Below are 24,568 nucleotides of genomic sequence, written 5' to 3' on the forward strand. Positions count from 1 at the left end.
ACAAACCGACGAGACCATCGTCCCGACCGAACTCACCGCCTAGCCTCAAAGAAGAGATCACCGAGTGGCCGTCAATACACCACTCCCGCGGACGTGACCCACTTGCGCCCGCCACCGCCTGGACGCTGGCCACTCGCCGGCAAGCACAGCCTGGACCGGCCGAGCCTCCTGCAGCGACACGTCCCGAGTGTGAAGGGCGACAAGCAGCGACAACGGGTGAGCCGTACGACTGGGACCAGTCGGCGGATACCGCCGGCTCAGCAGCGACGTAGCGCTGTCGAGAGCCGCGAGCGGCATGCACGACACGCACTGCCGACTCCGCGAGCAGTCAATGAGCAGATGGCCGGTTCACAGTGCGGGTGCTTGGCCATGAGCTTGGCGGTCTTCGGGTCACCGGGCCACATGGGGGCGTGCATGCCCGAGTTGCGCGACTGCCCGTCGAATACGTCCATCATGTGCAGCGTGCCCTCGCCCGCACGAGATCGGCCCACTTGGGGGCAGGCTCCGTCACCGTCACTCGGGCGCCGGTGACGGCGGGCCCTACGACGTTTTCGGCCTGTGTTCGTCGTCGGTGAGCCGTGAAGGCGCCCGGATGTTCGCGACGGCACCGGGCGAGGTGAGCCGGCCCGGCGCCGTGCGGCGAAGCGGAGACGTGGTTTCTGAGCGGCAGACAGGGGCTGTTCGTCGGGTGCTCTACGCGGACGGCGTCCAGCCGTTCAGCCAGTCGGCGATCTCGTAGTCCGCGGCCTGGCTCGCCGTCAGGAAGGGCCGGTCGGAGCTTGCCGTGCCTGCTCCCGCACCGGAGTTGGCGTATTCGGCGAATCGATCGTCCTTCCAGGAGAACCCGCTCATGTCGGTCCATGGCGCTCTGCGCACGATGGCGCCCAGCGAGCTGTTGCGGACGATCGCCTCGGGGTCGAGGGACGCGTCCCCGCCCGCGTGCCACGGGCGGCCGAGGTAGGTCGCCGCGGTGGTGCCGGACCCGGTGATCGAGCTGTTGATGACCAGGAAGCCGTGGTACGCGGCCGGCGTCGACGGCGCGAGCACGATCCCGTAGCTGGTGCGGTCGCTCTTCACCGTGATCGCCGTCTTGTTGATGACGGCGGTGGCGCCGCCGAAGATGAAGTCGACGTCGCCGCTGATGATCGCGTTGTTGACGTACACCCGTGCCCGCAGCGAGGTCGACCGGCTGTGCAGCAGCAGCGTGTCCTGGTTGCCGTCGAAGATCACGCTGTCCAGCACGGTCCGGTCGCCGGCGGTGTAGAGCGCCACCGCCTGCTCGTTGGCGTAGTCGTGCGCCGCTTCGTCGAAGTCGTTGGCGATGGTGAGGTTGCGTGCCTGGAACTCGTCCGCGTAGGCGGTCACGGTCGCGCTGCCGCCCGTGCCGTAGGTGGTCCCGTCGCCCTTCGGGCTGCCCGAGGCCACTCCGTACACGATTCTCGTGGAGCTGCGGCTGCTGCCGGTGCCCTGGAAGGTGACATAGGGCTTGGTCGCCGGCACGGTCACTTTCTCGCGGTAGGTACCGGGCGCGATGGAGATGATCACGCGTGAGGAATTACCGGACGGTACGGCGTTCACGGCCGCCTGCACGGTGGTGTAGTTGCCCGAGCCGTCCGCCGCGACGGTGATCGTGGTCGCGGCGGACGCGGTGCCGGTGCCGCCGAGCGTCGCACCGGCAGTGACCCCCGCCACGAGGGCGAGGAAGGCCGGCAGTCCTAAAGCCGGCCGCAGCCAGGGGTGGTGGTGGGTTCGGGTTCGGTGTCCCGTGTTGGTCGTCATGGCCTTCAGTCGCTGCCGAAGCCGTCGGGGTTGCCGGTCGGCGCTAGGACATCGCGAACACACTGATGGGGGGCGCCCGGCAGGAACGCGGCCGCTGCCCGGTCGCCGGTCATCGCATGCAGGGCGATGCGGCTGCCGCCCGGCAACCTTTCCGGGCCCAGCGACCACTGACCCGCGAGTACTCCACCGATCCCCTGGAGACCTTCTTCGTCCGCGAGGTCATGCACCCCACCTTGGTAGCTCGCGAGAGACGACCTGCTCGACGAGAACCTCCTGGTCCGGCTGGGTCCCCGTCCGGCGGGTCAGCATGATCCCCGCTACCCGGTCATCGGCGACGAGGGATGGGTTCCGATGCTGGCCCCGGTCACCTGCGATGAGCAGGCCCGATGCTGTCCCGACTGTGGGGTGCGGTCCGGGCGGCCGCACTCCTGGGTACGCACTCGTCCGCGGGACCTGCCCGTGGCCGGGCGGCGAACGGGTCTGACCTGGACCAAGCGCCGATGGCGGTGCGTCAACGAGCAGTGCCGGTGCAAGACGTTCACCGAGGCGCTGCCGTCGATCCCACCGCGGTCGGGGTTGACGTCGCGGCTGCGTACCTCGGTCGGGGAAGCGGTCGCCGACCGCGGACGGACGGTGGTGCAGGCCGCGCGCGACTTCGAGGTGTCGTGGCCGGTGGCGAACACCGCGTTCACGGCCGCGGCCGAGGCTGCGCTGCCGAAGGACACGCCGCCGGTGACGCACCTGGGGATCGACGAGACCCGACGCGGGAAGGCGAAGTTCCGCCTGATCGAGGCGCCCGACGGCGGTGAGATCTGGGAAGTCGTCGCCGACCGGTGGCATGTCGGGCTGGTTGACCTGGTCGGCGGTGCCGGGCTGCCGGGGCAGGTCGAGGGCCGCACCGCGGGAGTGTGTCGGCGTGGATCGGCGCCCAGACTCGCCAGTGGCTGGCCGGGGTCCAGGTGGTCGCGATCGACATGTGCACCGTGTTCAAAGCCCCGGTGCGCGACTCGCTGCCGCACGTCAGCACGTGGTGGCCGCAGATCCTCGCGGCGATCACGACCGGCTCACCAACGCCGCCTCCGAAGGGATCAACAGGGCGATCAAAACCGACGCCGGTCATCTTTACGCGAACGCGTTGCAAGTCAAGTGTCGCCGAACCCTGATCGGGAGATACATAAAGGATTCATATAAAGCTGCTATGCTTCAGGCATGAGTCGCCGAGACGCCGCGCACGGCGCTTCCGATGCCATCGGGTCAGCCCTCTACGGTCTGGCCACCAGGGCTGTGAGACGCCTTCCCCGCGACATGAGCCTGACGTCCGCCGCCACCTTGGCCACCCTGGACAAGACCGGCCCGCGACGGATCACCGATCTGGCGGTGGCCGAGGGCGTCACCCAGCCCGCGATGACCGTCCTGGTCCGGGTGATGGAGGAATCCGGGCTGGTCGAGCGGAAGGGCGATCCGTCCGACAAGCGGGTCACGCTGGTGTGCCTGACCGAGGCCGGCGCGTCGTACGTCCGGACGCGACGCCAGGCGGGCGTCGACGCGTACGCGCGGTTGATCGACGAACTCACCGGTGACGAGGTCGAGGCCTTGGCAGCAGCCCTTCCGGCGCTGCTGCATCTGGCGGAGCTCGAAAGCCACGCCCGAGAGGAGTCGGACCGGTGACCGCGGCCCAGGCTCATGACCAGCCCATGAGCACTGCCCTGATACGTTCCGAGGCACGTCTGCTGCTCCCCGCCCTGATGTTCATCGCCCTGGTCGTGGCGGCGGTCGCCAGCCTCGGGACGCCGCTCATCACCAGCGTGGCGACCACGTTCCAGGTCTCCCTCGACAGCGCGCAGTGGACGCTGACCATCGCCCTGCTCAGCGGCGCCGTCGCCACACCCGTCCTCGGCCGGCTCGGAGCCGGTCCGCACCGGCGGGCCACGATTCTCGCCACGCTGGCGATCGTCGTCGTCGGCAGCGCGCTCACCGTGCTGCCGCTGCCGTTCGCCTGGCTGCTCGTGGGCAGAGCGGCCCAAGGCGTCGGACTCGGTCTCACGGCGCTGATGATGGGCGTGGCCCGCGACCATCTTCCCGAGGAGCGCAGCGCGGCCACGATCGCCCTGATCTCAGTGGTCTCCATCATCGGAGCCGGCGTCGGCTACCCGCTGGCCGCGCTGCTCGCCGAGTTCGGCGGACTGCGGGCCGCCTACGGCCTCGGCCTGCTCGTCACCGCCATCGCCTTCGTGACCGCGTGGCGTTCCATGCCCGCAGCTCCCGAAGGCCGCTCCGCTCACGTGAACGTGGCCGGTGCGCTCGTCCTGGCGGGTGGACTGCTCCTCGTCCTGTTCCTGGCCGGCGAGAGGAGCCTGTGGAGCCGACACCTCGCCGTGGCGGTGGCCCTTGCCGTCGCCGCCGTGCTCCTGCTCTGCGTCTGGGCCGTTTCCGAACTGCGAACCAAGACGCCCCTGGTCGACGTCCGGGCGGTACGGCACCCGGCGGTCGCCGGGGCGAACATCGCCATGTTCGTCGGCGGGAGCGGCATGTACCTCCTGCTCACGCTCATCACCCGCTACGCGCAGACGCCGCACAGCGCCGGCTACGGCTTCGGACTGACCACCTTCGTGGCGGGGCTGGTCCTCATCCCGTTCTCCGTGCTGGGGTTCGTCGCCGGCAAGCTCACGCCGCGGGTCCGCGAACGGATCGACGGCCCCCTGCTCCTGGCCGGCAGCGCCGCCATCGTCGGCGGCGGGTTCGTCCTGTTCGCCACCGCCCGGTCCAACCTGGCCGAACTGCTCGCGGCCATGGGCGTGCTGGGCTTCGGCGTCGGCAGCTTCTCGGCCGCCATGCCCGGCGTCATCCTGGCCGTCACCCCCAAGAGCGAGACGTCGAGCGCCATGAGCTTCAACTACGTCGTCCGCAGCGTCGGGTACTCCCTGGGCAGCGCCATCGGCGGTCTGGTCCTGGCCGCCGGCACCGCCACGGGCCGCCTCTTCCCGAACGACGACGCCTACACGACCGCGGCGCTGGTCGGCGTCGCCGCGATGGCGATCACGACGATGGCCAGCCTCGCCCTCGCCCGCCGACGCTCACCCGAGACCAATCCGATCACAGCCCCAGTCGGTGTGCCGGGCCTGGGCCGGTCGAGTCGAACCGGAAGCTGAGGATCGAAGCCGTTCGACTTCGACGCCGTCTCCGTCGGCTCGCCGACCCACAGCGCGCCGGCCATGGATCTGAGCATGCTTCTGATCATCAATTCCGAACACAGGAGGTACCGTGGCCAAGGGCTATTGGGTCAGCGCCTACCGCACCATTGCGGACCCTGAGAGGCTTGCTGCCTACGACAAGCTGGCCGGTCCAGCCGTCGAGGCCGCGGGCGGGCGGCTGCTCTCCCGCGGCAGCCGGGTCGTCGCACACGACGCCGGAATCGCCGAGCGCACCGTCCTGATCGAGTTCGACAGCTTCGAACAGGCGGTCGCCGCACGCGCGAGTGCGGCCTACCAGGAGGCACTGGCCGCACTTGCTGACGGCGTCGAGCGCGACTTCCGCATCATCGAAGGCCTCGACTGACGACCGATGCCGCGTCAGGGAGGAACACGATGCCGGCTGCGGGGATCACCCCGGCTCGTCAGCGCGCCGCACCGTCGCGAACAGCGTCAGGCCGGTGGCATCGGCGGTGATGTCCGGTCCGGCGACGGTTCCTTCCCGGCGGCGCGGCGGCACGGACGTCGGCCTCGATGTCGGCGGGGGTGCGTTCGACGAGGTTCCAGCAGCCGATGTGGGTCATCAGGGCGGCGTAGGGGTTCGGGGTCCGCGATGTTGGAGAAGTAGAACGTGTCTCCGGGGCGGCGGGGCATGACGTGCCCCTTGCCGAATCCGGTCTGGAGCCCATGAGTTCCGTTGTCACGGTGGCAACTGCTCAAGGCGTCGCCCATGTTCGTACGCCTCGACCGCGACGGCATCGTCTGGGGCGACGGCACCCGGGCCGAGGCGGACGCGGTCATCTGGTGCACCGGCTTCCGCCCGGCGCTCTCGCATCTGGCTCCCTTGGGGCTGCGCGGCCCGCGCGGCCACATCGCCACCGCGGGAACTCGGTCCGTGGACGAACCGCGCCTGCACCTGCTGGGCTACGGCGACTGGACCGGCCCCGCCTCAGCCACTCTCATCGGCGTCGGCCGCCCGGCCCGCGACGCGGCTCGCAAAGTCGCCGCGCTCGTTCGCTGAACGACACCTCGCAGGCCAACGCTGCAGCTTGTAGGCGCGGTTGTGGTGGCCACCAATGATCAGTGAGGCGAAGGCCGAAAGCCGTCCACACGCTTGCCTGGATTCAGTCTCCGGCGGTCAGCGTGAGCTGTCGGCGGTGGAAGGCGAAGTGCTGGGTCGGATAGCGGTACAGGTCCGCGACGGTCATGAACTCGTGGAAGAAGGGATCCCACCGGGCGGGGTAGTGCATGCCGAGCGCGAATCCGATCTCCGACTCGGCATCGAGCCGACGGTGCAGGCAGACGATGACGCGGTCGAACGTCGCCCCCATCCGGCGGGGCCCGAAGACCCTGGCGCCGCCGAGAGGGCCGAGGTAGTTGACGACATCGAACGGCCTGGTCCCCGCATTCAGGAGACGGGCGAAGCCCCGGCCGGCCCATCGGGGGAGACGTCCGAAGACCCGCATGAGGGCCAGCAGAGGCAGCATGAGGATGTAGCCGAAGAGCATGTGGAAGAGCAGCTGCTCATTGGTCCACCGGGTTCCGTCGGTGGGCTGGCCGAGTTCGGCTTCGCTCGCCGTGTCCAGGAGCGCGTGGAACTCCGTGCGGGCGCGCTCCAGTTCGGTATGGATCGTCCGCCGGTCAACCCGTTGCCCGTTCTCCATGGCCTCCGCCCATCGCTGGGCCGGTCAGTCGGCCCGCGTCAGGAACTGCCCCATCGCGGCCACCACGGACGGCTCGACCCGGTAGTAGACCCAGGTGCCGCGCCGCTCGGAGGTGAGCAGCCCGGCTTCCTTGAGCTTCTTCAGGTGGTGGGAGACGGTCGGCTGGGAGACGCCGACGTCGGAGATGTCGCACACGCACGCCTCGCCGCCCTCGTGCGAGGCGACCAGCGAGAACAGCCGCAGCCGCACCGGGTCACCGAGCGCCTTGAACATCCGCGCGGTCCGCTCCGCCTCCTCGGCCGTCAGTGGACGCTCGGTCAGCGGCGGGCAGCACGGCGCCACGGCCTCGGGGGCCTCGGGTTCCAACAGTGTCAGCACCGGCACATTCGACATACGTCTATGTTGACACATGTCGAACCAGTGCGGCCAGGTGTGCCCAGAGTCAGTGGCCGCGCAGGTGGGCAGTCAGGCGGCTCGCGGCCCGGACTGCGTCCCGGCCGACCCCGCGCAGGGAGTTCGAGGACAGACTCCGCTGCCACTCCAGCCCCACGTACGCCAGCCCGGGATGGATCATCGAGGCGCCCTCCCGGTGGAGCGGATGCCCGTGTTCGTCCAGTGCGCCGAGCGGGGCGAGGTAGCCGAGGTCGGGCCGGTAGCCGGTGGCCGGCAGGATCGTGTCGACCTCCTCGGTGCTGCCGTCCGCCCAGGTGACCTTGCCGCCGTCGACGCCGGTGAACAGCGGCTGCCGATCCGGGGCGCCGTCCGCGACGGCGGTGCGGTAGCGGCCGTCATCGATGACGAGCCGGGTCGGCGGGGTGCGCAGAAACCGACCGATCGGCAGGGCGTCGATCCCCTCGGACGCCTCCAGTACCACCGACTGGAGCCCCTCCCCCGCGAAGAGCATACGCGGCGGCCAGCCCGGACTGGCCGCCCCCGATCAGTGCCACATCGACGTGTTCCATGTTCGATCTCCAGATTCGATGAATGTCTATGTTGACGCTTATCGAATCAGGTGCCATGCTGGGCGCGCAAGAGATCGACGGATGTCGAAGCAAAGGGGAACCTCGTGAACGCGCCCACCACCGACCATCTGCCCGTCGTGGTCATCGGAGCCGGCCCCATCGGCCTGGCCGCAGCCGCCCGCCTCGTCGAGCGCGGCCTCGAACCCCTGGTCCTGGAGGCCGGGCCGTCCGCGGGCAGCGCCGTGCGGGACTGGTCGCACGTGCGGCTGTTCTCCACCTGGGGCGAGGTCATCGACCCCGCCGCCGAGAAGCTCCTGGCCCCGACCGGATGGGTCCGCCCCGACGCCTCGGCCTACCCGACCGGCGGAGACTGGGCCGAGCGCTACCTCCAGCCCCTCGCCGACGCTCTCGGTGACAGGGTCCGCTTCGGCGCGCAGGTGACCGGCGTGGCCCGCGCCGGCCGGGACCGGATCGTCGACTCCGGCCGCGACGAGCAGCCCTTCACCGTGCACCTCCAGACCGCGGACGGCCGCGAGGAGCGGATCGCCGCCCGCGCCGTCATCGACGCCTCCGGCACCTGGTCCGTACCCAGCCCCATCGGCGCGGATGGCCTGCCCGCCCTTGGCGAGAAGGCCGCGACCGAGCAGATTTCCTACCGCGTCCCCGACCTCAACGACCCCGCCGTGCGCGCCCGCTACGCGGGCAAGCGCACCGCCGTCGTCGGCTCCGGCGCCTCCGCCTTCACCGCCCTCGCGTACCTCGCCGACCTGGCGAAGGAGGAGGGGAACGGGACGCACGCGGTGTGGATCCTGCGCCGGGGCATCGGCGCGAGCACGTACGGCGGCGGGGAGGCCGACGAGCTCCCTGCCCGCGGCGCGCTCGGACTGCGCGCCAAGGCCGCCGTCGAGGAGGGGCACGCGTCCGCGGCCACCGGTTTCCGCACCGAGGCCGTCGAGCGCGACACGGACGGCCGCCTGGTTCTGGTCGCTGAGGACGGCCGCCGCCTTGACCCGGTCGACGAGGTCATCGTCCTGACCGGCTTCCGCCCCGACCTCTCCTTCCTCTCCGAGGTACGCCTCGGCCTGGACGAGCGCCTGCAGGCGCCGACCGCGCTTGCCCCGTTGATCGACCCCAACGTGCACTCCTGCGGCACCGTCTACCCGCACGGCGTGAACGAGCTCTCCCACCCGGAACAGGGCGTGTACCTGGTCGGCATGAAGTCCTACGGCCGCGCGCCGACCTTCCTCGCCATGACCGGCTACGAGCAGGTCCGTTCCATCACCGCTGCCCTCGCCGGAGACCAGGAGGCCGCCGAGCGCGTTGAACTCACCCTCCCGGAGACGGGGGTGTGCGGCGGCGCGGGCCTGTTCGACGAGCCGGAGAGCGCCGAGCAGTCCGGTGGCGGTTGTTGCGCCGCCCCCAGCACCCTCCAGATCGGCATCGGCGCCCCGGCTACCACCTCCGGCGGCTGCTGAACTCCCCACCCACACAAGGAGGTTCGCCATGACATCCCGCGTACAGCTCGCTCTCCGTGTCCCCGACCTCGCCGCGTCCGTCGCGTTCTACACGCAGCTCTTCAACACCGAGCCCGCCAAACTCCGCGACGGCTACGCCAACTTCGCCATCAACGAGCCCCCGCTCAAGCTCGTCCTCATCGAAGGAACCGCAGGAGAGGCGACCCGCATGGACCACCTCGGCGTCGAGGTCGAGACGACCGAAGCGGTCCACGCCGCCACTGCCCGCCTGGGCGAGGCAGGCCTGACCACCGACGTGGAGAACGACACCACCTGCTGCTACGCCCTCCAGGACAAGGTCTGGGTCCACGGACCCGGCCAGGAACCCTGGGAGGTCTACGTCGTCAAGGCCGACGCCGACTCCCTGGCCAAGCAACAGGGCAGCACCTGCTGCACCGGCCCGGCCGAGTCCGACACCGGTGCGAAGGAACCGGCCATCGCGGGCGGCTGCTGCTGACCGCCGATGACCGACCTCCACGCCAGCGAGGCCGTGACCGGAACCGGAGACCGGTCACGGCCCCGCACCGCGCTGGCCGCCCTCTGCGCCACCCAGATCACCAGCTGGGGCATCGTCTACTACGCCTTCCCCGTCCTCAATCCGCAGATCACCGCTGCCACCGGCTGGTCGGCCACCGCCACCACCGCCGCCTTCTCGGGCGCGCTCCTGGTCTCCGCCCTCACCGGCATCCCCGTCGGCCGCATCATCGACCGCCGAGGCCCTCGCGCCGTGATGACCACCGGATCCGTCCTGGGCGTCGCGGCCGTGCTGGCCATCGCCTACGCGCCCAGCCTCGCGGCCTTCACCGCCGCCTGGCTGCTGGCCGGGGTGGCCATGGCGGCCACCTTCTACCAGCCCGCCTTCGCCGCCCTCACCCGCTGGTGGGGAAGCGATCGCGTCCGCGCCCTCACCATCGTCACGCTCGCCGGCGGCCTGGCCTCCACCGCCTTCGCGCCGCTGACCGCCACGCTCGCTGAGCACCTGAGCTGGCGCAGCACGTACGCGGTACTCGCGCTGATCCTGGCCCTCGTGACCATCCCCGCCCACGCCCTCGCGCTACGAGGACCCTGGTCGCCCGCACCGGCGCCGCCCTCCCAACGGGACACCCGCAGAGGCTCGGTGACCCGCAGCCGACCGTTCCTGATGCTCGCCACCGCGCTCACGCTGAACAGCTTCGCCATGTACGCGGTCGTCATCGCCCTCGTGCCCCTGCTGATCGCACGCGGCGCCAGCCCCACCGCCGCCGCCTGGGCCCTCGGCCTGGGCGGCGCAGGACAGACCCTCGGCCGCACCCTGTACGCGACCCTCGCCCGCCGCACCGGCGTCACCATCCGCACCGTCGCCCTGATCGCGCTCGGCGGGACCACGACCGCCGCGTTCGCGATAGTCTCCGGCCCCTTCCCCCTGCTGGTGGGCATCGCGATCGTGGCCGGCATGGTGCGCGGCAACCTCACCCTGCTCCAGGCCACTGCCGTCACCGACCGATGGGGAACCACCCACTACGGGCGCCTCTCCGGGCTGCTGGCCGCGCCTGCCGCCATCGCCGCAGCGCTGGCCCCCTTCGCAGGCGCGGCGTTGGCCGCGCCGCTCGGTGGTTACCCGCAGCTGTTTGCTCTGCTGGCCGCGATCTCCGCACTGGCCTCTGCGCTCGCCCTGAGCAGCTACCCGGCAAGGCGCGACGGCCTGTAGCCGCAGCACGGCACTATCGCCCCTGAACAGCGCGTTCGGCAGGGACGGAAAAAGGCGCCACCCCGGGCGCGAGACCGGGGCAGGCAGGCCGTGGAATAGGGTTTCTTTCAATGCGGGTCTCTGGCTGCGCCCGACGCGACGTCATGCCCGAGGGAGCTTATCCAGTGCCACGACGAGTGACCGAAGACGAAGCCGTCAAGGCAATGCTTGACCGGGGAACGCGCCCGCAGGAACCCTTCCCCGGCACACAACTGCCCTGGAAATGCCGCTGCTCGACCTGCAATGAGGTGAGTTCCCCACGCTACAACGACGTCGTCAACAAGGGGAGCGGCGTCTGCAACAAAACGTGTCGGTCCCGCAAGATCGCAGCCAAACTCACTCGTGATGGGACGACGGCTGCTGCTGTCATGCTCGACTGGGGCTGGGATCCACTGGAGGAATACCCGGGCGCCGGAAAACAGTGGGCTTCCAGGTGCGTCCACTGCGGCGTCATCAAACCGAAGAAGCTGGCGCACGTCCAACGAGGCCGCGGCGGCTGCACCAACTGCGCCGGACGTGACGTCACCGACGAAGCGGCGCGGCAACTGATGGGCAAGGCCGACCTGGAACCTCTCGTCGACTATCCCGGCTCATTGCAGCCCTGGTTGTGCCGCTGCCTGCACTGCGGACACGTCGGAACCCCCACCTACGCCAAGGTCCACACCCGCGGCCACCAATGCTGGTCGTGCCGCTCGGAAAAGATCGCAGATGCCCTGCGGCTCGACGAGGAAGAAGCCATCGCCAGCATGCTGGAGAAGGCACTCGACCCGCTCGTGCCCTATCCCGGCAGCACAGAACTCCCCTGGAAAGCCCGCTGCATGACCTGCGAAACGGTCCTGGACCCCGGGCCGACGCTGCACAACATTCGCGGCACGCAACGCGGCTGCCCAACCTGCGCCGCGCGCGGCATCAATCCCGCCAAACCCGGCTACCTCTACCTCGTTGTCCACGACGCCCACCAAGCCCTGAAGTGGGGCATCGCCAACATCGAACAACGACTGACCCAGCACGTCTCCCAGGGCTGGGAACTGAGCGCACGTTGGGACTTCGACCTCACCAGAGACGCCTGAGCCTTCGAGCGCCAGGTAAAGGCCTGGGTTCGAGGCCAAGGGATCCCCAGAGCGCTGAAAGCCGACGAGATGAAATACGGCGGCCATACAGAGACCGCTCTCCTCTCCGACATCAGGCTTCAACTCGTCCAGAAATAAATCGATTCCCTGATAGGCCGCAGCCCAGACGCGCCGCCAAAGGCGTAGTTCAGATATCAGATACTGGCACCACTCTCCTATGCCAGTACGCCACGCACAGCAAGACCTTCCGGATGGCGTGCCGGCGGGTAACCGCCAACCTGCATCAGGCGGCTTGTCCGCAGAGTCGGGCGAGGTCCACGTCACGCCGACCGCCTGACCGCCGGCGCTCGTCTGATCAGCAGCCGCCGGTGCCGAAAGTGTGACGACCCACCAGACCGTGTGCGCTTCAATACGGCATCGGACACATTTAGACAGGTCAGAAGGGGTCTTCATGAGGCACTGAGGGTGAAATCCCCGCTCCGCAGCACGATCGCTGTTTTAGCGGTGAAGCTGGTCAATGAGCGCCCAGTGAGGTGATCTCAGCAAGATCGGCTTGATGTAAGCGGTTCTGCCTGTGTCTGTGGGGGATGGCTGGCTTTAGCGGCTTGGGTTCTATAGGTCGTTGCAACACCTGCCCTGAGGGATGTCGCGATGACCAAGCCGCGTCGGACCCGTAAGATCCGTAGCCGGCCCTACTCAGCGTCCTGTGCCTCGATCAGGTCGAGGTCGCGGACGCAGAAGCCGTGGTGCTCGAAGGTCTCGTTGAGCACCGTGCCGAGGCACTGCCGCACCAAGCGGCCCCGGGCGTACGGCGGCCAGACATCGTCGTCGGGCACCGGCGCTCGCGCTGCGAGCTGCACAGCGGTGACCTCGTCGAGCCAGGCCTCGAGCTCGGCGGCCTGTGCCTCACGCACGCTCACGATCTCGTCGAGGGCCGGATCGAGCGAGAGGTCAAGCCCGTGCGCTCCACGGTAGGGCTCGACGGTCGTCCCGATGCCCATCGGCGTGAACAGCTCCGTCGAGCCCAGGCAGCAGCGGCGGAACCACGAGTCGTGGACGAAGACCAGGTGGCGCATCGTCTGCACCGCCGACCACTCGTCGTTCACGCTGCGGCGCTCGATGCCGGGCGTACGGCGGATTCGCTCGATCGTGGCGGCCCAGCCGGCATGGAGCTGACGCGATGCCTCGCGCAGATCAGCAGGGTCCTCGGAGCGGATCAGCACCCGCACCGGATGACGCCGGTCGAGCTCTGCCTCGACGTACTCGGTGACCTCAACACCGTTCACCACGAGGTTGGTGATGAGCCCGTCGATCACGGCATCCTGCATGACGACGCCGATCAGGCGTGCCCCGGTCAGATCGCACTCGCGGAACTCCGCACCGTGCAGATCCTCGTCGACATACCGCGTCATGCTCCGCATACTAGGCCGTTTCGTTTGGATCATCTGAATCGTTGGCCCAAGCGTGCCGTTGGCTGACGCGCAGTGGGCGCGGATCGAGCCACTTCTACCCGCCCGCACGCCGAAGCGAGGTGGGCGGTGGCGGGATCACCGGGAAGTGATCGATGCGATCGCCTGGTCAGACAGGCTCGCAATGGGTGTATCTGCCTGGGAAGTACGGCAACTGGAGGGGCGTCTACAACAGGCTGCGGATGTGGGCCATGGACGGCACCTGGGAGCGAGTGTTCACCGCACTGATGGCCGATGCCGACGCTGACGAAGACCTGATCTGGGTCGTCTCCGTGGACTCCACAGTCGTGCGCGCTCACCGGCTCACCGACCGGGGCCCGTAAAAAGGGCCCCCGGTCGGTGAGCCGGACGGCGTACTCATCGCGCGCCATCCGCGAGCACCTGCGTAAGCGCGGTATCCGCGCGGTGATCCCTGTCCCCGCGGACCAGAGGGGTCACCGACTGCGTCGAGGCTGCCGCGGTGGCAGGCCACCCACCGTCGACCGTGAGGCATGCAAACAGCGCAACACGGTCGAGCGGTGCATCAATCGTTTGAAGCAGTGGCGCGGCGTTGCCACCTGCTACGAAAAGACCGCGGTCATTTACCTGGCCGGGCTCCATATCGCGGCCATCTTCCTGTGGTCCGCGCGGTGAGCCACCACACTCCGGCCAGGACGAGTGCCGCGACGGCGGGGCGAGCGCGGGAGCCTTGTCAGCGGACGACGTCGAAGACGTTCTTCTGCAGGCCGTTGGCGTAGGCCTCGTGCTCGACGAGCTTCAGCTTCTGGGTGTCCTTGTCGGTGGCGCTGAAGAGCCGCTTGCCCGCCCCGAGCAGCAGCGGGAAGACAACCAGGTGGTAACGGTCGATCAGGCCGGCGTCCGAAAGGGCGTGGTTCAGGGAGGCACTGCCGTGGACGATGATCGGGCCGCCCTCGGTCTCCTTCAGCGTGGCGACCTCGTCGAGGGTGCGGAGGATCGTCGTCTCGCCCCAGTTCGTCACCAGGTCGTCCTCGGTGAGGGTGGTGGAGACGACGTACTTCGGCATCACCTTGTAGTCGGCGAAATCCTCCATGTCGGGCCACACCTGGCTGAACGCCTCGTAGCTGGTCCGGCCCATCAGGATCGCGGCAGCTTCCTTCTGCTCCCGGCCCTTGATCTCGAAGGCCTCGGGAAGGAACTCGACGTCCTTGAAGGTCCACCCGGAGTTCCGGTATCCGGGCTCACCACCCGGGCCTTCCACGACGCCGTCGAGCGATATGAAGGCGGTGCTGATCAGGGTACGCATCTCGGTTCCTCGGTGTCTCGTGTCTGGATCTCAGCGGGTGCGGCCGGTGCACGCTTCGACGACTCTCGTGGCTGCGGTGCACCAATCATGATCTATGACTGTGGATCATGGAGGAACTCATCGGTCGTCGCCAGCCCATTCCGACAGCCTCGGCCATCTGGATCACCTCGGTGGGCCACACACATGCCGGATCGTGCGACCTGGCCGCAACCGGTGGCGCGGCATCTTGATGCAGTCGCACTCCGTGATCCAAACGAAACGACCCAGGTCCGAGCACCGACAAGCCAGCCTCCCCGGCTTGATTTGGCCTCTTCCAGGTCCTGACCGAGCGCGAAGAACGCCACAGCGTCGCGATCGCCTCCAACGAATCCTTCTCCGGTGAAGAAGACCTTCACCGACCCGCGCTTGTGCGCGGGCCATCGTCGACCGGCTCACCTACGGCGGCAACATCATCGAGATCGGCACACACTCCTACCGCCTCGCCCAGACCCGCTCCCGCCACGAGGCCCAGCAAGCCCAGGGTGGGGCCAAATCAGGGTCCTGGCGCGCATTCCGTGATGGCGATCATGCTTCCGTACGCCGGTGACATGCAGTCACGTTGCCGGGATCCTGGCTGCCGTGTGAGGACTTGATCGGGATGCTGTTTCCGCATCTGGAAACGGTACTGGTGGAACAACTGGTGCTGGACGAGGGTGTGTTGCGGATTGTGTCACGGACGCGGGATGAGCAGGCGTGCACCTGCCCTGGGTGCGGGACACCGTCGCGACGGACGCACAGCCGGTACGAGCGCCGGCTCTCCGATGCCCCGGTGGGCGGTCGCCGGAGCGTGATTGCGTTGTCCGTTCGGCGGCTGTTCCGCGACAACTCCGGCTGCACCAGAGTGACGTTCGCCGAACAGGTTGAGGGCCTCAGCTTCTTCTACGGCCGCCGGACGCCGCTGCTGCGAGGCTTGCTGGAGGCGGTCGGGGTGGCGCTCGTGGGACGGGCCGGCGGCAGACTCGCCGCCGTGTTGTCGGTCCCGGTCGACCGGTCGGTGCTGCTGCGGCTGGTGATGGCGCTGCCCGAACCGTCGGCGAGCACGCCGCGGGTCCTGGGCGTCGACGACTTCGCGACCCGGAAGGGGCACGTCTATGGAACGCTCCTGGTCGACGCCGAGACGCACGCCCCGATCGACGTGTTCCAAGGCCGCGAAGCCGGGCCCTGGCCGCTGGCTGGCCGAACATCCCGACGTCGAGATCATCTGCCGGGACCGGCGGCTCCTACAGCGACGCGGCCCGCACCGCCGCGCCGCACGCGATCCAGGTCGCGGACAAGTGGCACATCTGGAACAACCTCGGCAAGGCTGCCGAGCGGTGCGTGACCGTCAACCGCCGCTGCCTGCCGCCCTGGCCTCCGCAGGTGGGGCCGCAGCAGGCCGACAGCAGCAACGAGGAGGAGACGTTCCCCGCTTCGCACCGGCGCACCGCCGAACTCGCCCGCATCCGCTGGCACCAGGTCCATGACCTGCTCGATGCGGGGATGGGCATCCGCGCGATCGCGCACTGGCTGGGCTAGGGGCGGCACACGGAGCAGCGGTATGCCCGCGCCGCACGCTGGCAAGACCAGGTCACCCTCCGACCACGCCGCTCCAGCATCCTCGACCCGCACGCCGACTACCTGCAGCAACGGTGGCAGACCGGCAACGTGATGATCAAGGATCTTCAACGCGAACTCCAGGTGCAGGGAATCAACGTCAGCTACACCACCCTTCGCGACTGGATCACCCATACCCTCCCGCCCCGCCAGACACCTGAGGCGCCACCGCCGCGACCGCCGACCGTCCGTCAAGTGACCGGCTGGTTCACCCGACACCCTGACACGCTGAGCCAGGAGGAGACCCGCCAGCTCACGCTCGCTGCGACGCCCGGCGCCATCGCCGACCAGTCCCGATCGACGCCCTCCCGCCGGCCGCCGACCCCGGTCGCCCGCGATCGCTCACCGGCACCGGCGAACGTCATCTGTCAACCGGCTACGGCGACGCCAAGACCGAGGTGCTCATCGACGACCCCGAGCCCGGCCGTCCTGCCCTGGTGGAGGCCGATGCCACCAGCGAGGGCAACTTCCACTGAGGGGCATGACACACACTGCGGATTTGCCCCATACCAGGATCTGGTCGTGATCATTGGGAAGTACCACGACCGTCGCTACCTGGCTTGCGGACGGCACCCACCTGCTCGTTACCACTGCCAACAGCAAGGGCCGACCGCAGTTGGTCGACCCGCGTCGCCCCGCTGTCGGCCACGACCAGGCTCGCCCCCGAACACTGCGGCCACAGTGACGAGGTGCTTCGCCACAACGGCGGCCCCGCGTTGCTCACCGTCCAGTTCCAGTCCGACACCAACTGGCAGGTCAGTTACGTGTGCCAGTGCCTACGGTGTTGGCCTGCAAGGCAGACGTCGACGCCGACCTCAGGCACAGAGGTCGGCGTCGACAGACGTTGTGGTGGCTAGAACGAATGAGTGTCGCAGTACGGGTAAACGCCCCCGTTGACGGCGTCCTGCCAATATCCCAGCCACTTCATCGCATTACGGGTTGCCGGCCCGTAGACGCCGTCGGCACTCACGCCGAGGCGGTTTGCTTGGAGCCACCGAACGGCATCCACCGTGCCGGTGCCGTAGATCCCGTCTGCCCCTCCGGTGGCGCTGATCCGATTGGCGGCATAGGTGTCGCTGTAGCAGCGAAGGATAGCCGTCTGCAGCGTCTTCACGGCGTTTGAGCTGCCCGTGTGATATTGCATGTAACAGCTCGTACCGTTATCGGTGCGCGCGGGAACTGTGTAGCTTGCCAAGAACCCATCGGCGCGCTTCACCGTCGTGTTGCACGGACCGTAGGCGGCGTGGGCCGGCGCAGTCATCATCGGGCTGGCCGTCAGGCCGGCGGCGAAGAGGAGAGCCAAAGCCCCCAACACTCCGCTCCGCATGCGGAGCGTCGTTGATACTCGTTGCACGATGCAGTCCTTCCGGTCGGTGATGTCGTCTCAGTGACGGCCTCGCCCATGGACCGTAGGGTCATCGTGACCTTCGGACTTTGTCATCCGTGCAGGGAACTTTGTCAGTAGTGCACCGCCTCGCGTTGACGCCGCATCAGGTGAGGGCCCTGTGTGCACCTGTCGAAGCCGTTGCGCAGCGAGATCGGATCCTGCCAAGCTGATGTCGGGAACTGTCCGTGTCGGGGGGCACTTGTGGGGGAACGGGCCGAGGTATGGTCAGGCTGGCTGTATGACCGATGCAGACGAAGGTCTGCCTCATGAGCCCGGTCCTGGACACCGCGTTCATACCGCCGCGGGACCGGGAGGAAGTGCTCCGGAATGCGGTGTGGGAATCCATGGTGGCGGTCGATATCGACCACCGTCCTCCGGCTGAGGACATCTCCGTTCGCATCGGGCTCGGCGCCGTGGGACCCATCAAGATCTGTTCGGCGCGGGCGACCGCGGTCACTCTCCGTCGGACGGCGCGGCTGGCCCGGGAGGACGAGGAGCCGGCCGTCACTCTCGGTGTTCAGATGACGGGCAGCAGCATGGTGGTGCAGAACGGCCGCGAGTGCCTGCTGAGGCCGGGAGACTGCGCCGTCTACGAATCGATCGCTCCCTACACACTTCTCTTCGACGAGGGAGTCGACCACCGCTTCATCCGGTTCCCCCGCGAGGCACTCGCGCTCCCCGACCGGTTGCTACGAGACATCACCGCGGTCCCCCTGGGATCCGACAACCCCATTGCGCGCCTCGCCTTCATTTACTTCTCCCAACTGGCCGTCAGCGACGAATTGCACCAGGGCGTGTACGCCGACGCCGTGGTGGAACCCAGCATCGAACTGCTCCGTGCCGCGTTGGCGTCCCAGCACGGTAACTGCGGCCTGGCCAGAGCACCGTTGGAGGCGACACTCAGCCTGCGGATCACTCACTACCTCCGGGTGCACCTGGCTGATCCCGATCTGTCGGCGGCACGGATCGCCACCGCACACGACATCTCCGTGCGTCATCTCTACGCTGTGCTGTCCCGGTCGGGCATCAGCCTGGGAGACTGGATCCGTACACACCGCTTGGCGGAATGCAGGCGAGAGTTGGCCGGCTCGAACGGCCGGCTGCGGACCATCGCAGCGATAGGACGAAGGTGGGGCTTCGTGGACGCGACCCACTTCAGCAAGGTGTTCAAACAGGCATACGGACTCTCGCCTCGGGCCTGGCGCGACCAGAACCACCCCCGCTCCTCCGCGTAATGGTCTCCGCGCGGCCAAGTTTCGCGTGACCGACCTTGGACGCTCGGTCTGGGCCCGGGGTCAGAGCGAGCGGACCCATCAAACTCATGCCCGACGGAACCGCCTTCGACCGGACGGCAAGAAGGTCAGCCGCCAGGAGCGGGGCCACGAGTATGCAGAAGCCCAGCTCATCGCGCTCGGAGCGCCGGTGCCGTGGGCTGGCTGCATAGGTTCGCCAAGTTCTTCAGGCCACGGCGGCGACGGAACGTCCGCCCCAGCGGATGCGTCTCTCGCTGCGGATCCGGGCGCGTTCCTTGCGTTCGGCGGCCAAGACGTCGCGGTGCCGGGCATTGGCGTTGCGCCACCGCAGGTAGGCGTGCAGGGCCCGGGTCTGCACGGTGTGGTTGGGGTGATGGGAGTTGGCGATGGTGAACTGCCGCAGCGGTCCGTGGGCCTCGATCGGGTTGGCCCACGAGGCGTAGGTCGGGCAGCGCACAGGTGGCCTGCGCCGGCGTGCAGCGGGTGGTCGAGGAATCACCGCTTCAGGAGAGAGGCTGAGGCGTCTTGCCGGTGACCCGCGGCTTTCTTGGCTGCGCCAGGAAGCAGTAACTCGCCCGCCAGTCACCCTTGTTGACCCTTGCTGACTCCTGCATCTGGCACGGCTGTGGCACGCGGTGCTGCGATCCTTTACTCGCCGCTCCTATTGTTGATCTTGTCGGTCCTGGCGCGGGATTCTGAGCAGAACGAACCGGAGGGAGACGTAACGTGGCTGTCCCGTGGGGACTCCTGATATCCACCGCTGGAGGCATCGCCGCCACCATAGTGGGTGTCATCGCCGGTGGCGTCGTGGGCCGGCGCAGCCAGAACCGTCAGTGGCTCCAGGAGGCACGAACCGCCGCCTACGAAAAGTTCCTCCAGGCCTTCGGAGCCGTGGAAATGGAGCTGCGCGAAGCGTTCGTGGACAGACGCGCCCCTACCGTCGTCTGGGCGCCGTTCAATGCCGCTTTGCAATCGATGTCCCTCGTGGCAAGCCAGGAAGCCATGGCGGCGGCTGAGCAGATCTGCGATGTCATCGAGAAGTTCACGATCCTGTTCCACGGCCGGCAGCCAGCGGATCTTGAGGAACTCCGGCCGATTCACAGCGGGTTGTACGAGGCGCACGTGAGGTTCGTCAACGCGGCCCGCCGCTCGCTCGATCCCTCGCAGGAACATCTCGTCCGGGCACTTGGCGGGCCGTCATCATGGAACGGCGTCGAGTCCGCCTGGTCGCCCGGGCACGGGGCTCCCCGATAGACCGTCCTACTCCAGTCGTAGATCGTGATTTTCTGTGACTGAGCGCTTCAGTTGGCGAGTGAGTGGTGGAGTTGGCGAGTCGAGCTACGCCAGCCGCCCGCGGAGACGCGTGTGCTGGCCCGCGGCAACACGACAGCAGCGCTGCAGGCCAGGCAGGACGCTCCCAGACGGGACAGCCGGGTCAGCTGTCGATGCATGAGGGCCAGTGGTCTTCTGCCCACTCCGGCCAGCCCGGCCAGCCCGCCGGTGGGGTGGGGATCTCGCCGCCGTCGAGTTCGGCGGCGTCAGGCACCTGGAACTGATCCCGCCATTGGTCTACCTCGGTCTCGCTCATCGGGAACGTCTGATGCGGTGCCGTCGCCTGGCGGTGCGTGATGCGGGCAAGCTGGACGTCCTTGTCCACGGGCACGTAGACCACCTGGCATGCTGCCCCGACCGACCGTGCCAGCCAGCGCAGTGCCGACCGTTCATCGCGGCCCCAGAGCCCGTAGTCGAGCACGACGCTGGTCCTCAGCCGCAGCGCCTGCAGGGCGACCGAGATGAGCCGCCCTTCGAGCACCCAGCGCTTGCCGTCGGCCATCGGATCGCCGAACAGCGGGATCATCCAGTGATCCGGGGTCAGCCGCAGCGCCCGGTGCGTTGCGGCCAGCTCTTTGGCCCGGGTGGTTTTCCCGGCTCCGGGGAGCCCGACCATCAAGAGCAGGGTGGCGACACGCGGGTCCTGCGTGCCGATGGGGCTGGCTGCATGCGGGCATGGGTATGGGTCTTTGTACTGTGAATCGAAATGCTGCGACTGAGACATGACTCCCCTGATCAGGCGGGATGGCCCGGCAGCACAAAGGCAAGCGTGTGACTGCCGACAGGACACTGATCCGGCGGTACGTCAGCAAGGGGCCGTGGTTACGGGCAACCTCGGATACCGCCGCTAAGCGGCGGTACGGGTAGTCATGGCAGCGCAGCAGCACATGCCTGCACCATAGCCGACCCGGACGTCGATCCGTCAGGAACCTGCGTGTCAAGCGAACCGGGCTCAGTCCTGCGGCGCCCTGAACGTGGCTCCGCCAATTCAAGCGCTCATCCGTCAATTGAAGTGCTCAGTCACATTCACGACGAAGGGCCAGCCTGGGAGGAAACCCTCTTGACTGGCCCTTTTCCTGTTCCCCCGGCAGGATTCGAACCTGCGACACCCGCTTTAGCCTCGATCTTGCATGAGGGTCCGCCAGCTTCCTGGCGGACCCTTTCAGCTTGTTCGGGGCGGAGATTGCTGCGGGTGGGCAAATTGGCGATCTCCAGCCAGATCCGGTTCTGCGCGGTCTGGTGGAGAGGGAGGTTGCGCAGGCCGGTGTCGCGGGCGGCACGGATGCGGTCCTCTGCCCTGGCACGCTGTCGCTGCCGCAGCTCCAGCTCCGTGATCGGACGGTCGGCGGTGTTGGTGGCAAAGCAGGTGATCCGCATCCCGTCCGCGTCAGTGATCCGCAACTGGGCGCCGGGGTGAGGCCGTTCCTTGCGGACGATCAGCCGCATCCCCTTAGGCCAGTCTTTGAGGCAGTCTCCGGCGAGCTCGGCAACCCATGCGCCGTCGCGGATCTCGCCGTCCGGCTCGACCGCGGGGGTCCAGGCCGAGACCGGCACCTTCAGCACGGCCTGATGAATGGCGTCGGTGATGACCATGCCGACCGAGTAGGACAGCCACCGTCCTCGTGCAGTGAGCCAGTTCAGGAACTCGTGGGTGCCGCCGCCGGAGTCGGTACGGATCAGCGTCCGGCGCCCGCGCCGGTAGGTCTTCGGCAGCTGAGCCAAGGCCAGGCGGGCAGCTTCGATGTGGTCGGCGGCGGTGTTGCTGCCCGCATTGCCCGGCCGCAGCAAGCCGGCGACCGGTTCCCCGGAGCCCTCGCGGCCGTGGTCCACGAACGCGAACAGCGGGTGGTGGCCGAAGGTCTTCTTCCAGGTCGCGGTGGCGTCCTGCTTGTCGGAGTGCGCCAGGACCAGCACCCCGTCGATGTCCACGACCATCTCGCCTGCCCTGTCCGGGGCGTTGTGCCCGGCCAACCGCCAGACCTCCTGTCGGACTTCGGCCCGAGCGCCCCGGATGGCTGCAAGCGCCCGGGGCCCGGCACCGGCGAGGGTGTCGATCAGGCGGGAGACGGCCGGATCGGACGCCACGGGCCCGAACGCGGTGGGCTCAGCCCGCAGCATCGCCACGTCCGCCAGGCAGTCGCCGCCCAGCGCGACTGCCGGCGCAACATCCAGCAGGATCTTGCCCGGATCGTGCACCGCCCTGTGCTTGCGCCACGGGGCTAGTGCCGCTGATATCGCCGTATCCAGTCCGATCTGGCGGGCCGTCTCCACCAGCAGCACCCCGCCGGCCTGTCAGACCACACTGCGGCCATCGCCCGCGACGCGGACACGCGGGTACGACCCGATACGCATACTCACCTGGGAAGTGCCTCCGACGGGCGCGGGAACAAGGGCCTAGATAATCCTCATTCTCACTGGTCAGAGCCGCTTTCTGCCTACTTGATCACCCATCGGGACGGCCGACGCTTGAAAATCGCGGGGCTACTCGTGGGGCAGGGAGCCCCGCCCCATGGAGGTAGCTGTCACGCCGCTTCCTTGGCGCCTGCCTCGCCGGGAGCCAAGCGGCTGAGAGCCGCCCGCCGGAAGTCGCGCTCGGTGGCCTGGCGCACTGACCTGCGGCTCGTCACCTCCAGATGGACCTCAGCTGCCACGCCTGCATGTGGTCGAGGGTGGCGGTGCCGCCTTCGGCGAAGACGCCGACGCCGGTGCTGGAGGGGTCGGGGAAGATCTGGTCGGTGATCACTGCCTCGCCGCTGCCACCGAAGACCTCGACGGACGACCAGTCGACGAGGATCCGCAGCTTGACCTTGCCGTTCTCGGGCTTCAGGGGTGCGGTCTGGACGCCGGGGAAGGTGCTGTTGAAGTGGACGGCGCCGGAGCGGGTGCGGTCGACGTACAGCTCCTGTGTCGTGGTGTCGTAGCCGATGACGGTCCCCTCGCCGCCTGCTCCGGTGCGGACCTTCAGGCCGAAGCGGTCGGCGTCCTTGAGGGAGAAGGTCGCCTCGATGTCGAGTGCCTTGCCCTTGGCCGCGCGGCTGATCAGCGGCTTGGAGGTGCTCTTGACGGTGACGCCTGACGCCGTCGCCGGGTGCTGCTGCCGGAGGGACTCCAGGCTGGCCACCGGCTTGCTGGTCAGCCGGGTCTGGCCGTTGATCGTGCGCAGGGCCATTTCCCGGGGAACGCTCTGCGCGCTGCGCCAGGGGGAGGTGGGGATGGATTGGCCGTAGTCCCAGTTGTTCATCCAGCCGATCATGTAGCGCTTGCCGCCCGGCGCGTTCTCCCAGGACACCGCCGCGTAGTAGTCCTTGCCGTAGTCGGTCCAGTCGGCGCGCTGTACGACGGACTTCGCGGCCTTGTCAGCGGTGGTGAACTGGTCGGCCATGACGTGGCCCCAGCCGGCGGAGTTCATGTCGACGACCTGGATCTGCGCCTTCTTGCCGGCGTACGGGCGCATGTCGAAGGACGCCCAGTCCAGGCTCTCGCTGTCGGCGCCGGTGGCGCTGCGGACGACCTCGCCGTCGACGAGCAGGTTGACGGACGTCTCCTGGGAGACGCGCGGGGCTTTGGTGTCGGACAACATGATGTGGTCGACGTTGAGGTGGCCCCAGCCGCCGCTGTTGTTGTCGACGATCTTGATCTGCGCCTTCTTGCCGGCGAGTTCGCCGACGTCCCACGAGGCCCAGTTGAGTGCCTCGCCATCCTGTCCGGTGGAGCTGCGGACGACCTGGCCGTCCACGAGGAGCTCGACGGCGGTGGGGTTGCCGGAGTCGGCCGGGTGATTGCCGCCGCCGATGAGGAAGTTGATGTGCTTCTTGTCAATGGTGAACTCGGGCGATGTGAGTGTGCCGGTGGTCGAGTCGCCGTTCAGGAAGGTGTTGACCAGCCCGTCTCCCAGGAATCCGGAGACCTGCCCCTGGTCGGGGAGGGTGCCGGGGGCCGGCGCGGTGCCGAAGGCGTCTCCGGTCTTCGTCCAGTCGCCGTAGGTACCGCCTTCGAAGTCGGCGAGGACCGTGCCCTCGGGCGGAGTTCTGTCCATGACGGTTCCGGCCTCGTGCGGATGCCGCCCGCCACCGACCTTGAAGTTCAGGTAGGGGCTGTCCACGGTGAATTCGGGTGAGGTGAGTGTGCCGGTGGCGCCGTCACCGCCGTGGAAGCTGTTGGCGAGGCCCTTGCCGTCGAAGCCGGTGACCGCCCCCTGCCAGTCCACCGCACCGGTTGCCGGTCCCTGACCGAACGCGGTGCCGGTGGCCGTCCACGAGCCGAAGTCGGTGCCCTCGAAGTCCTGCACCACCGTGCCGGTGGGCGGGGTGTAGGTGCCCTTGTCGTCG

The 24,568-nt window shown here is 68.4% G+C and carries 22 protein-coding genes and 5 pseudogenes; 15 read left to right on the top strand and 12 right to left on the bottom strand.

Annotated features, from left to right (window positions below):
* Nucleotides 1-693: 693 nt before the first annotated feature.
* Nucleotides 694-1,779: a pectinesterase family protein gene (locus ADK57_RS02635; RefSeq protein ID WP_053747689.1), complete on the bottom strand. Its 1,086-nt coding sequence runs from the start codon at nucleotides 1,777-1,779 to the stop codon at nucleotides 694-696.
* Nucleotides 1,780-1,784: 5 nt separating this feature from the next.
* Nucleotides 1,785-2,006: a hypothetical protein gene (locus ADK57_RS02640; RefSeq protein WP_053747690.1), complete on the bottom strand. Its 222-nt coding sequence runs from the start codon at nucleotides 2,004-2,006 to the stop codon at nucleotides 1,785-1,787.
* A gap of 124 nt (nucleotides 2,007-2,130) precedes the next feature.
* Here ADK57_RS02640 and ADK57_RS52350 point away from each other — a divergent pair, with 124 nt between their 5' ends.
* The 5 genes and pseudogenes from ADK57_RS52350 to ADK57_RS02665 form a co-directional block, all read left to right on the top strand.
* Nucleotides 2,131-2,970, top strand: a complete 840-nt coding sequence (locus tag ADK57_RS52350; RefSeq protein WP_107091464.1) for a transposase family protein — start codon at nucleotides 2,131-2,133, stop codon at nucleotides 2,968-2,970.
* A gap of 18 nt (nucleotides 2,971-2,988) precedes the next feature.
* Entirely contained in the window at nucleotides 2,989-3,447 is a 459-nt protein-coding gene (locus ADK57_RS02650) for a MarR family winged helix-turn-helix transcriptional regulator (protein WP_229876805.1), read from the top strand.
* Nucleotides 3,448-3,473: 26 nt separating this feature from the next.
* Nucleotides 3,474-4,928, top strand: coding sequence for an MFS transporter (locus tag ADK57_RS02655; RefSeq protein WP_053747706.1), 1,455 nt, complete (start codon nucleotides 3,474-3,476; stop codon nucleotides 4,926-4,928).
* A 112-nt stretch (nucleotides 4,929-5,040) separates the two neighbouring features.
* A complete protein-coding gene (locus ADK57_RS02660; RefSeq protein WP_053747692.1) occupies nucleotides 5,041-5,334 on the top strand; it encodes a DUF1330 domain-containing protein in 294 nt (97 codons plus the stop codon).
* A 345-nt stretch (nucleotides 5,335-5,679) separates the two neighbouring features.
* Nucleotides 5,680-5,988: pseudogene (locus ADK57_RS02665) on the top strand (pyridine nucleotide-disulfide oxidoreductase); the annotation flags it as partial.
* Nucleotides 5,989-6,091: 103 nt separating this feature from the next.
* On the opposite strand, the gene ADK57_RS02670 reads toward ADK57_RS02665, so the two are convergent.
* The 3 genes from ADK57_RS02670 to ADK57_RS02680 are packed head-to-tail and all read right to left on the bottom strand — an operon-like array spanning nucleotide 6,092 to nucleotide 7,535.
* The gene (locus ADK57_RS02670; RefSeq protein WP_053747694.1) at nucleotides 6,092-6,631 is read right to left on the bottom strand and encodes a DinB family protein; all 540 of its coding nucleotides are present in this window, start codon (nucleotides 6,629-6,631) and stop codon (nucleotides 6,092-6,094) included.
* Between the two features lie 24 nt (nucleotides 6,632-6,655).
* Complete coding sequence (locus ADK57_RS02675; protein ID WP_053747695.1) at nucleotides 6,656-7,024, bottom strand: ArsR/SmtB family transcription factor; 369 nt, start codon at nucleotides 7,022-7,024, stop codon at nucleotides 6,656-6,658.
* Between the two features lie 49 nt (nucleotides 7,025-7,073).
* Complete coding sequence (locus ADK57_RS02680; RefSeq protein ID WP_053747696.1) at nucleotides 7,074-7,535, bottom strand: hypothetical protein; 462 nt, start codon at nucleotides 7,533-7,535, stop codon at nucleotides 7,074-7,076.
* Nucleotides 7,536-7,697: 162 nt separating this feature from the next.
* Here ADK57_RS02680 and ADK57_RS02685 point away from each other — a divergent pair, with 162 nt between their 5' ends.
* From ADK57_RS02685 to ADK57_RS02700, 4 genes are all read left to right on the top strand, one after another.
* Nucleotides 7,698-9,068, top strand: a complete 1,371-nt coding sequence (locus ADK57_RS02685; protein WP_053747697.1) for an NAD(P)-binding domain-containing protein — start codon at nucleotides 7,698-7,700, stop codon at nucleotides 9,066-9,068.
* Between the two features lie 28 nt (nucleotides 9,069-9,096).
* Nucleotides 9,097-9,564, top strand: coding sequence for an ArsI/CadI family heavy metal resistance metalloenzyme (locus ADK57_RS02690; RefSeq protein WP_053747698.1), 468 nt, complete (start codon nucleotides 9,097-9,099; stop codon nucleotides 9,562-9,564).
* A 6-nt stretch (nucleotides 9,565-9,570) separates the two neighbouring features.
* Nucleotides 9,571-10,794: an MFS transporter gene (locus tag ADK57_RS02695; RefSeq protein ID WP_053747699.1), complete on the top strand. Its 1,224-nt coding sequence runs from the start codon at nucleotides 9,571-9,573 to the stop codon at nucleotides 10,792-10,794.
* Between the two features lie 176 nt (nucleotides 10,795-10,970).
* On the top strand, nucleotides 10,971-11,903 hold the full coding sequence (locus ADK57_RS02700) for a hypothetical protein (protein WP_159049995.1): 933 nt from the start codon (nucleotides 10,971-10,973) through the stop codon (nucleotides 11,901-11,903).
* A gap of 692 nt (nucleotides 11,904-12,595) precedes the next feature.
* Here ADK57_RS02700 and ADK57_RS02705 read toward each other — a convergent pair.
* Nucleotides 12,596-13,315 carry a DinB family protein gene (locus ADK57_RS02705; protein ID WP_053747707.1) on the bottom strand — a complete coding sequence of 240 codons (720 nt, stop codon included), beginning with the start codon at nucleotides 13,313-13,315 and terminating at the stop codon, nucleotides 12,596-12,598.
* 37 nt (nucleotides 13,316-13,352) lie between these two features.
* Here ADK57_RS02705 and ADK57_RS46745 point away from each other — a divergent pair.
* Nucleotides 13,353-14,005: pseudogene (locus ADK57_RS46745) on the top strand (transposase).
* A 58-nt stretch (nucleotides 14,006-14,063) separates the two neighbouring features.
* On the opposite strand, the gene ADK57_RS02715 reads toward ADK57_RS46745, so the two are convergent.
* Entirely contained in the window at nucleotides 14,064-14,636 is a 573-nt protein-coding gene (locus ADK57_RS02715) for a dihydrofolate reductase family protein (RefSeq protein ID WP_053747701.1), read from the bottom strand.
* 308 nt (nucleotides 14,637-14,944) lie between these two features.
* Here ADK57_RS02715 and ADK57_RS50360 point away from each other — a divergent pair.
* The 3 genes and pseudogenes from ADK57_RS50360 to ADK57_RS02720 all read left to right on the top strand — a co-directional run.
* Nucleotides 14,945-15,222 (top strand): annotated as a pseudogene (locus tag ADK57_RS50360) (ATP-binding protein); the annotation flags it as partial.
* Nucleotides 15,223-15,273: 51 nt separating this feature from the next.
* Nucleotides 15,274-15,996, top strand: a complete 723-nt coding sequence (locus tag ADK57_RS46755; RefSeq protein ID WP_078972914.1) for a transposase family protein — start codon at nucleotides 15,274-15,276, stop codon at nucleotides 15,994-15,996.
* Nucleotides 15,993-16,190 carry a hypothetical protein gene (locus tag ADK57_RS02720; RefSeq protein WP_053747702.1) on the top strand — a complete coding sequence of 66 codons (198 nt, stop codon included), beginning with the start codon at nucleotides 15,993-15,995 and terminating at the stop codon, nucleotides 16,188-16,190. Before ADK57_RS46755 ends, ADK57_RS02720 begins: the two co-directional genes overlap by 4 nt.
* Nucleotides 16,191-17,121: 931 nt before the next feature.
* Here the strand turns inward: ADK57_RS02720 and ADK57_RS02725 are convergent.
* Nucleotides 17,122-17,571, bottom strand: coding sequence for a peptidoglycan-binding domain-containing protein (locus tag ADK57_RS02725; protein WP_234389925.1), 450 nt, complete (start codon nucleotides 17,569-17,571; stop codon nucleotides 17,122-17,124).
* A 350-nt stretch (nucleotides 17,572-17,921) separates the two neighbouring features.
* Between ADK57_RS02725 and ADK57_RS02730 the strand changes: the two genes are divergently transcribed.
* Entirely contained in the window at nucleotides 17,922-18,890 is a 969-nt protein-coding gene (locus tag ADK57_RS02730; RefSeq protein WP_053747708.1) for a helix-turn-helix domain-containing protein, read from the top strand.
* Nucleotides 18,891-19,113: 223 nt separating this feature from the next.
* On the opposite strand, the pseudogene ADK57_RS02735 reads toward ADK57_RS02730, so the two are convergent.
* Nucleotides 19,114-19,356: pseudogene (locus ADK57_RS02735) on the bottom strand (IS630 family transposase); the annotation flags it as partial.
* 278 nt (nucleotides 19,357-19,634) lie between these two features.
* Here ADK57_RS02735 and ADK57_RS02740 point away from each other — a divergent pair.
* Nucleotides 19,635-20,162 carry a hypothetical protein gene (locus ADK57_RS02740; RefSeq protein ID WP_053747704.1) on the top strand — a complete coding sequence of 176 codons (528 nt, stop codon included), beginning with the start codon at nucleotides 19,635-19,637 and terminating at the stop codon, nucleotides 20,160-20,162.
* Between the two features lie 181 nt (nucleotides 20,163-20,343).
* Here the strand turns inward: ADK57_RS02740 and ADK57_RS02745 are convergent, their stop codons facing one another.
* From ADK57_RS02745 to ADK57_RS02755, 3 genes and pseudogenes are all read right to left on the bottom strand, one after another.
* Complete coding sequence (locus tag ADK57_RS02745; protein WP_053747705.1) at nucleotides 20,344-20,856, bottom strand: AAA family ATPase; 513 nt, start codon at nucleotides 20,854-20,856, stop codon at nucleotides 20,344-20,346.
* A gap of 410 nt (nucleotides 20,857-21,266) precedes the next feature.
* Nucleotides 21,267-22,598: pseudogene (locus ADK57_RS02750) on the bottom strand (IS1380 family transposase).
* A gap of 265 nt (nucleotides 22,599-22,863) precedes the next feature.
* The coding region (locus ADK57_RS02755) for a glycoside hydrolase family 32 protein (RefSeq protein WP_199830459.1) at nucleotides 22,864-24,568 on the bottom strand (1,705 nt) is incomplete at its 5' end.

This window comes from Streptomyces sp. MMG1533 (assembly GCF_001279775.1).
GTDB lineage: Bacteria > Actinomycetota > Actinomycetes > Streptomycetales > Streptomycetaceae > Streptomyces.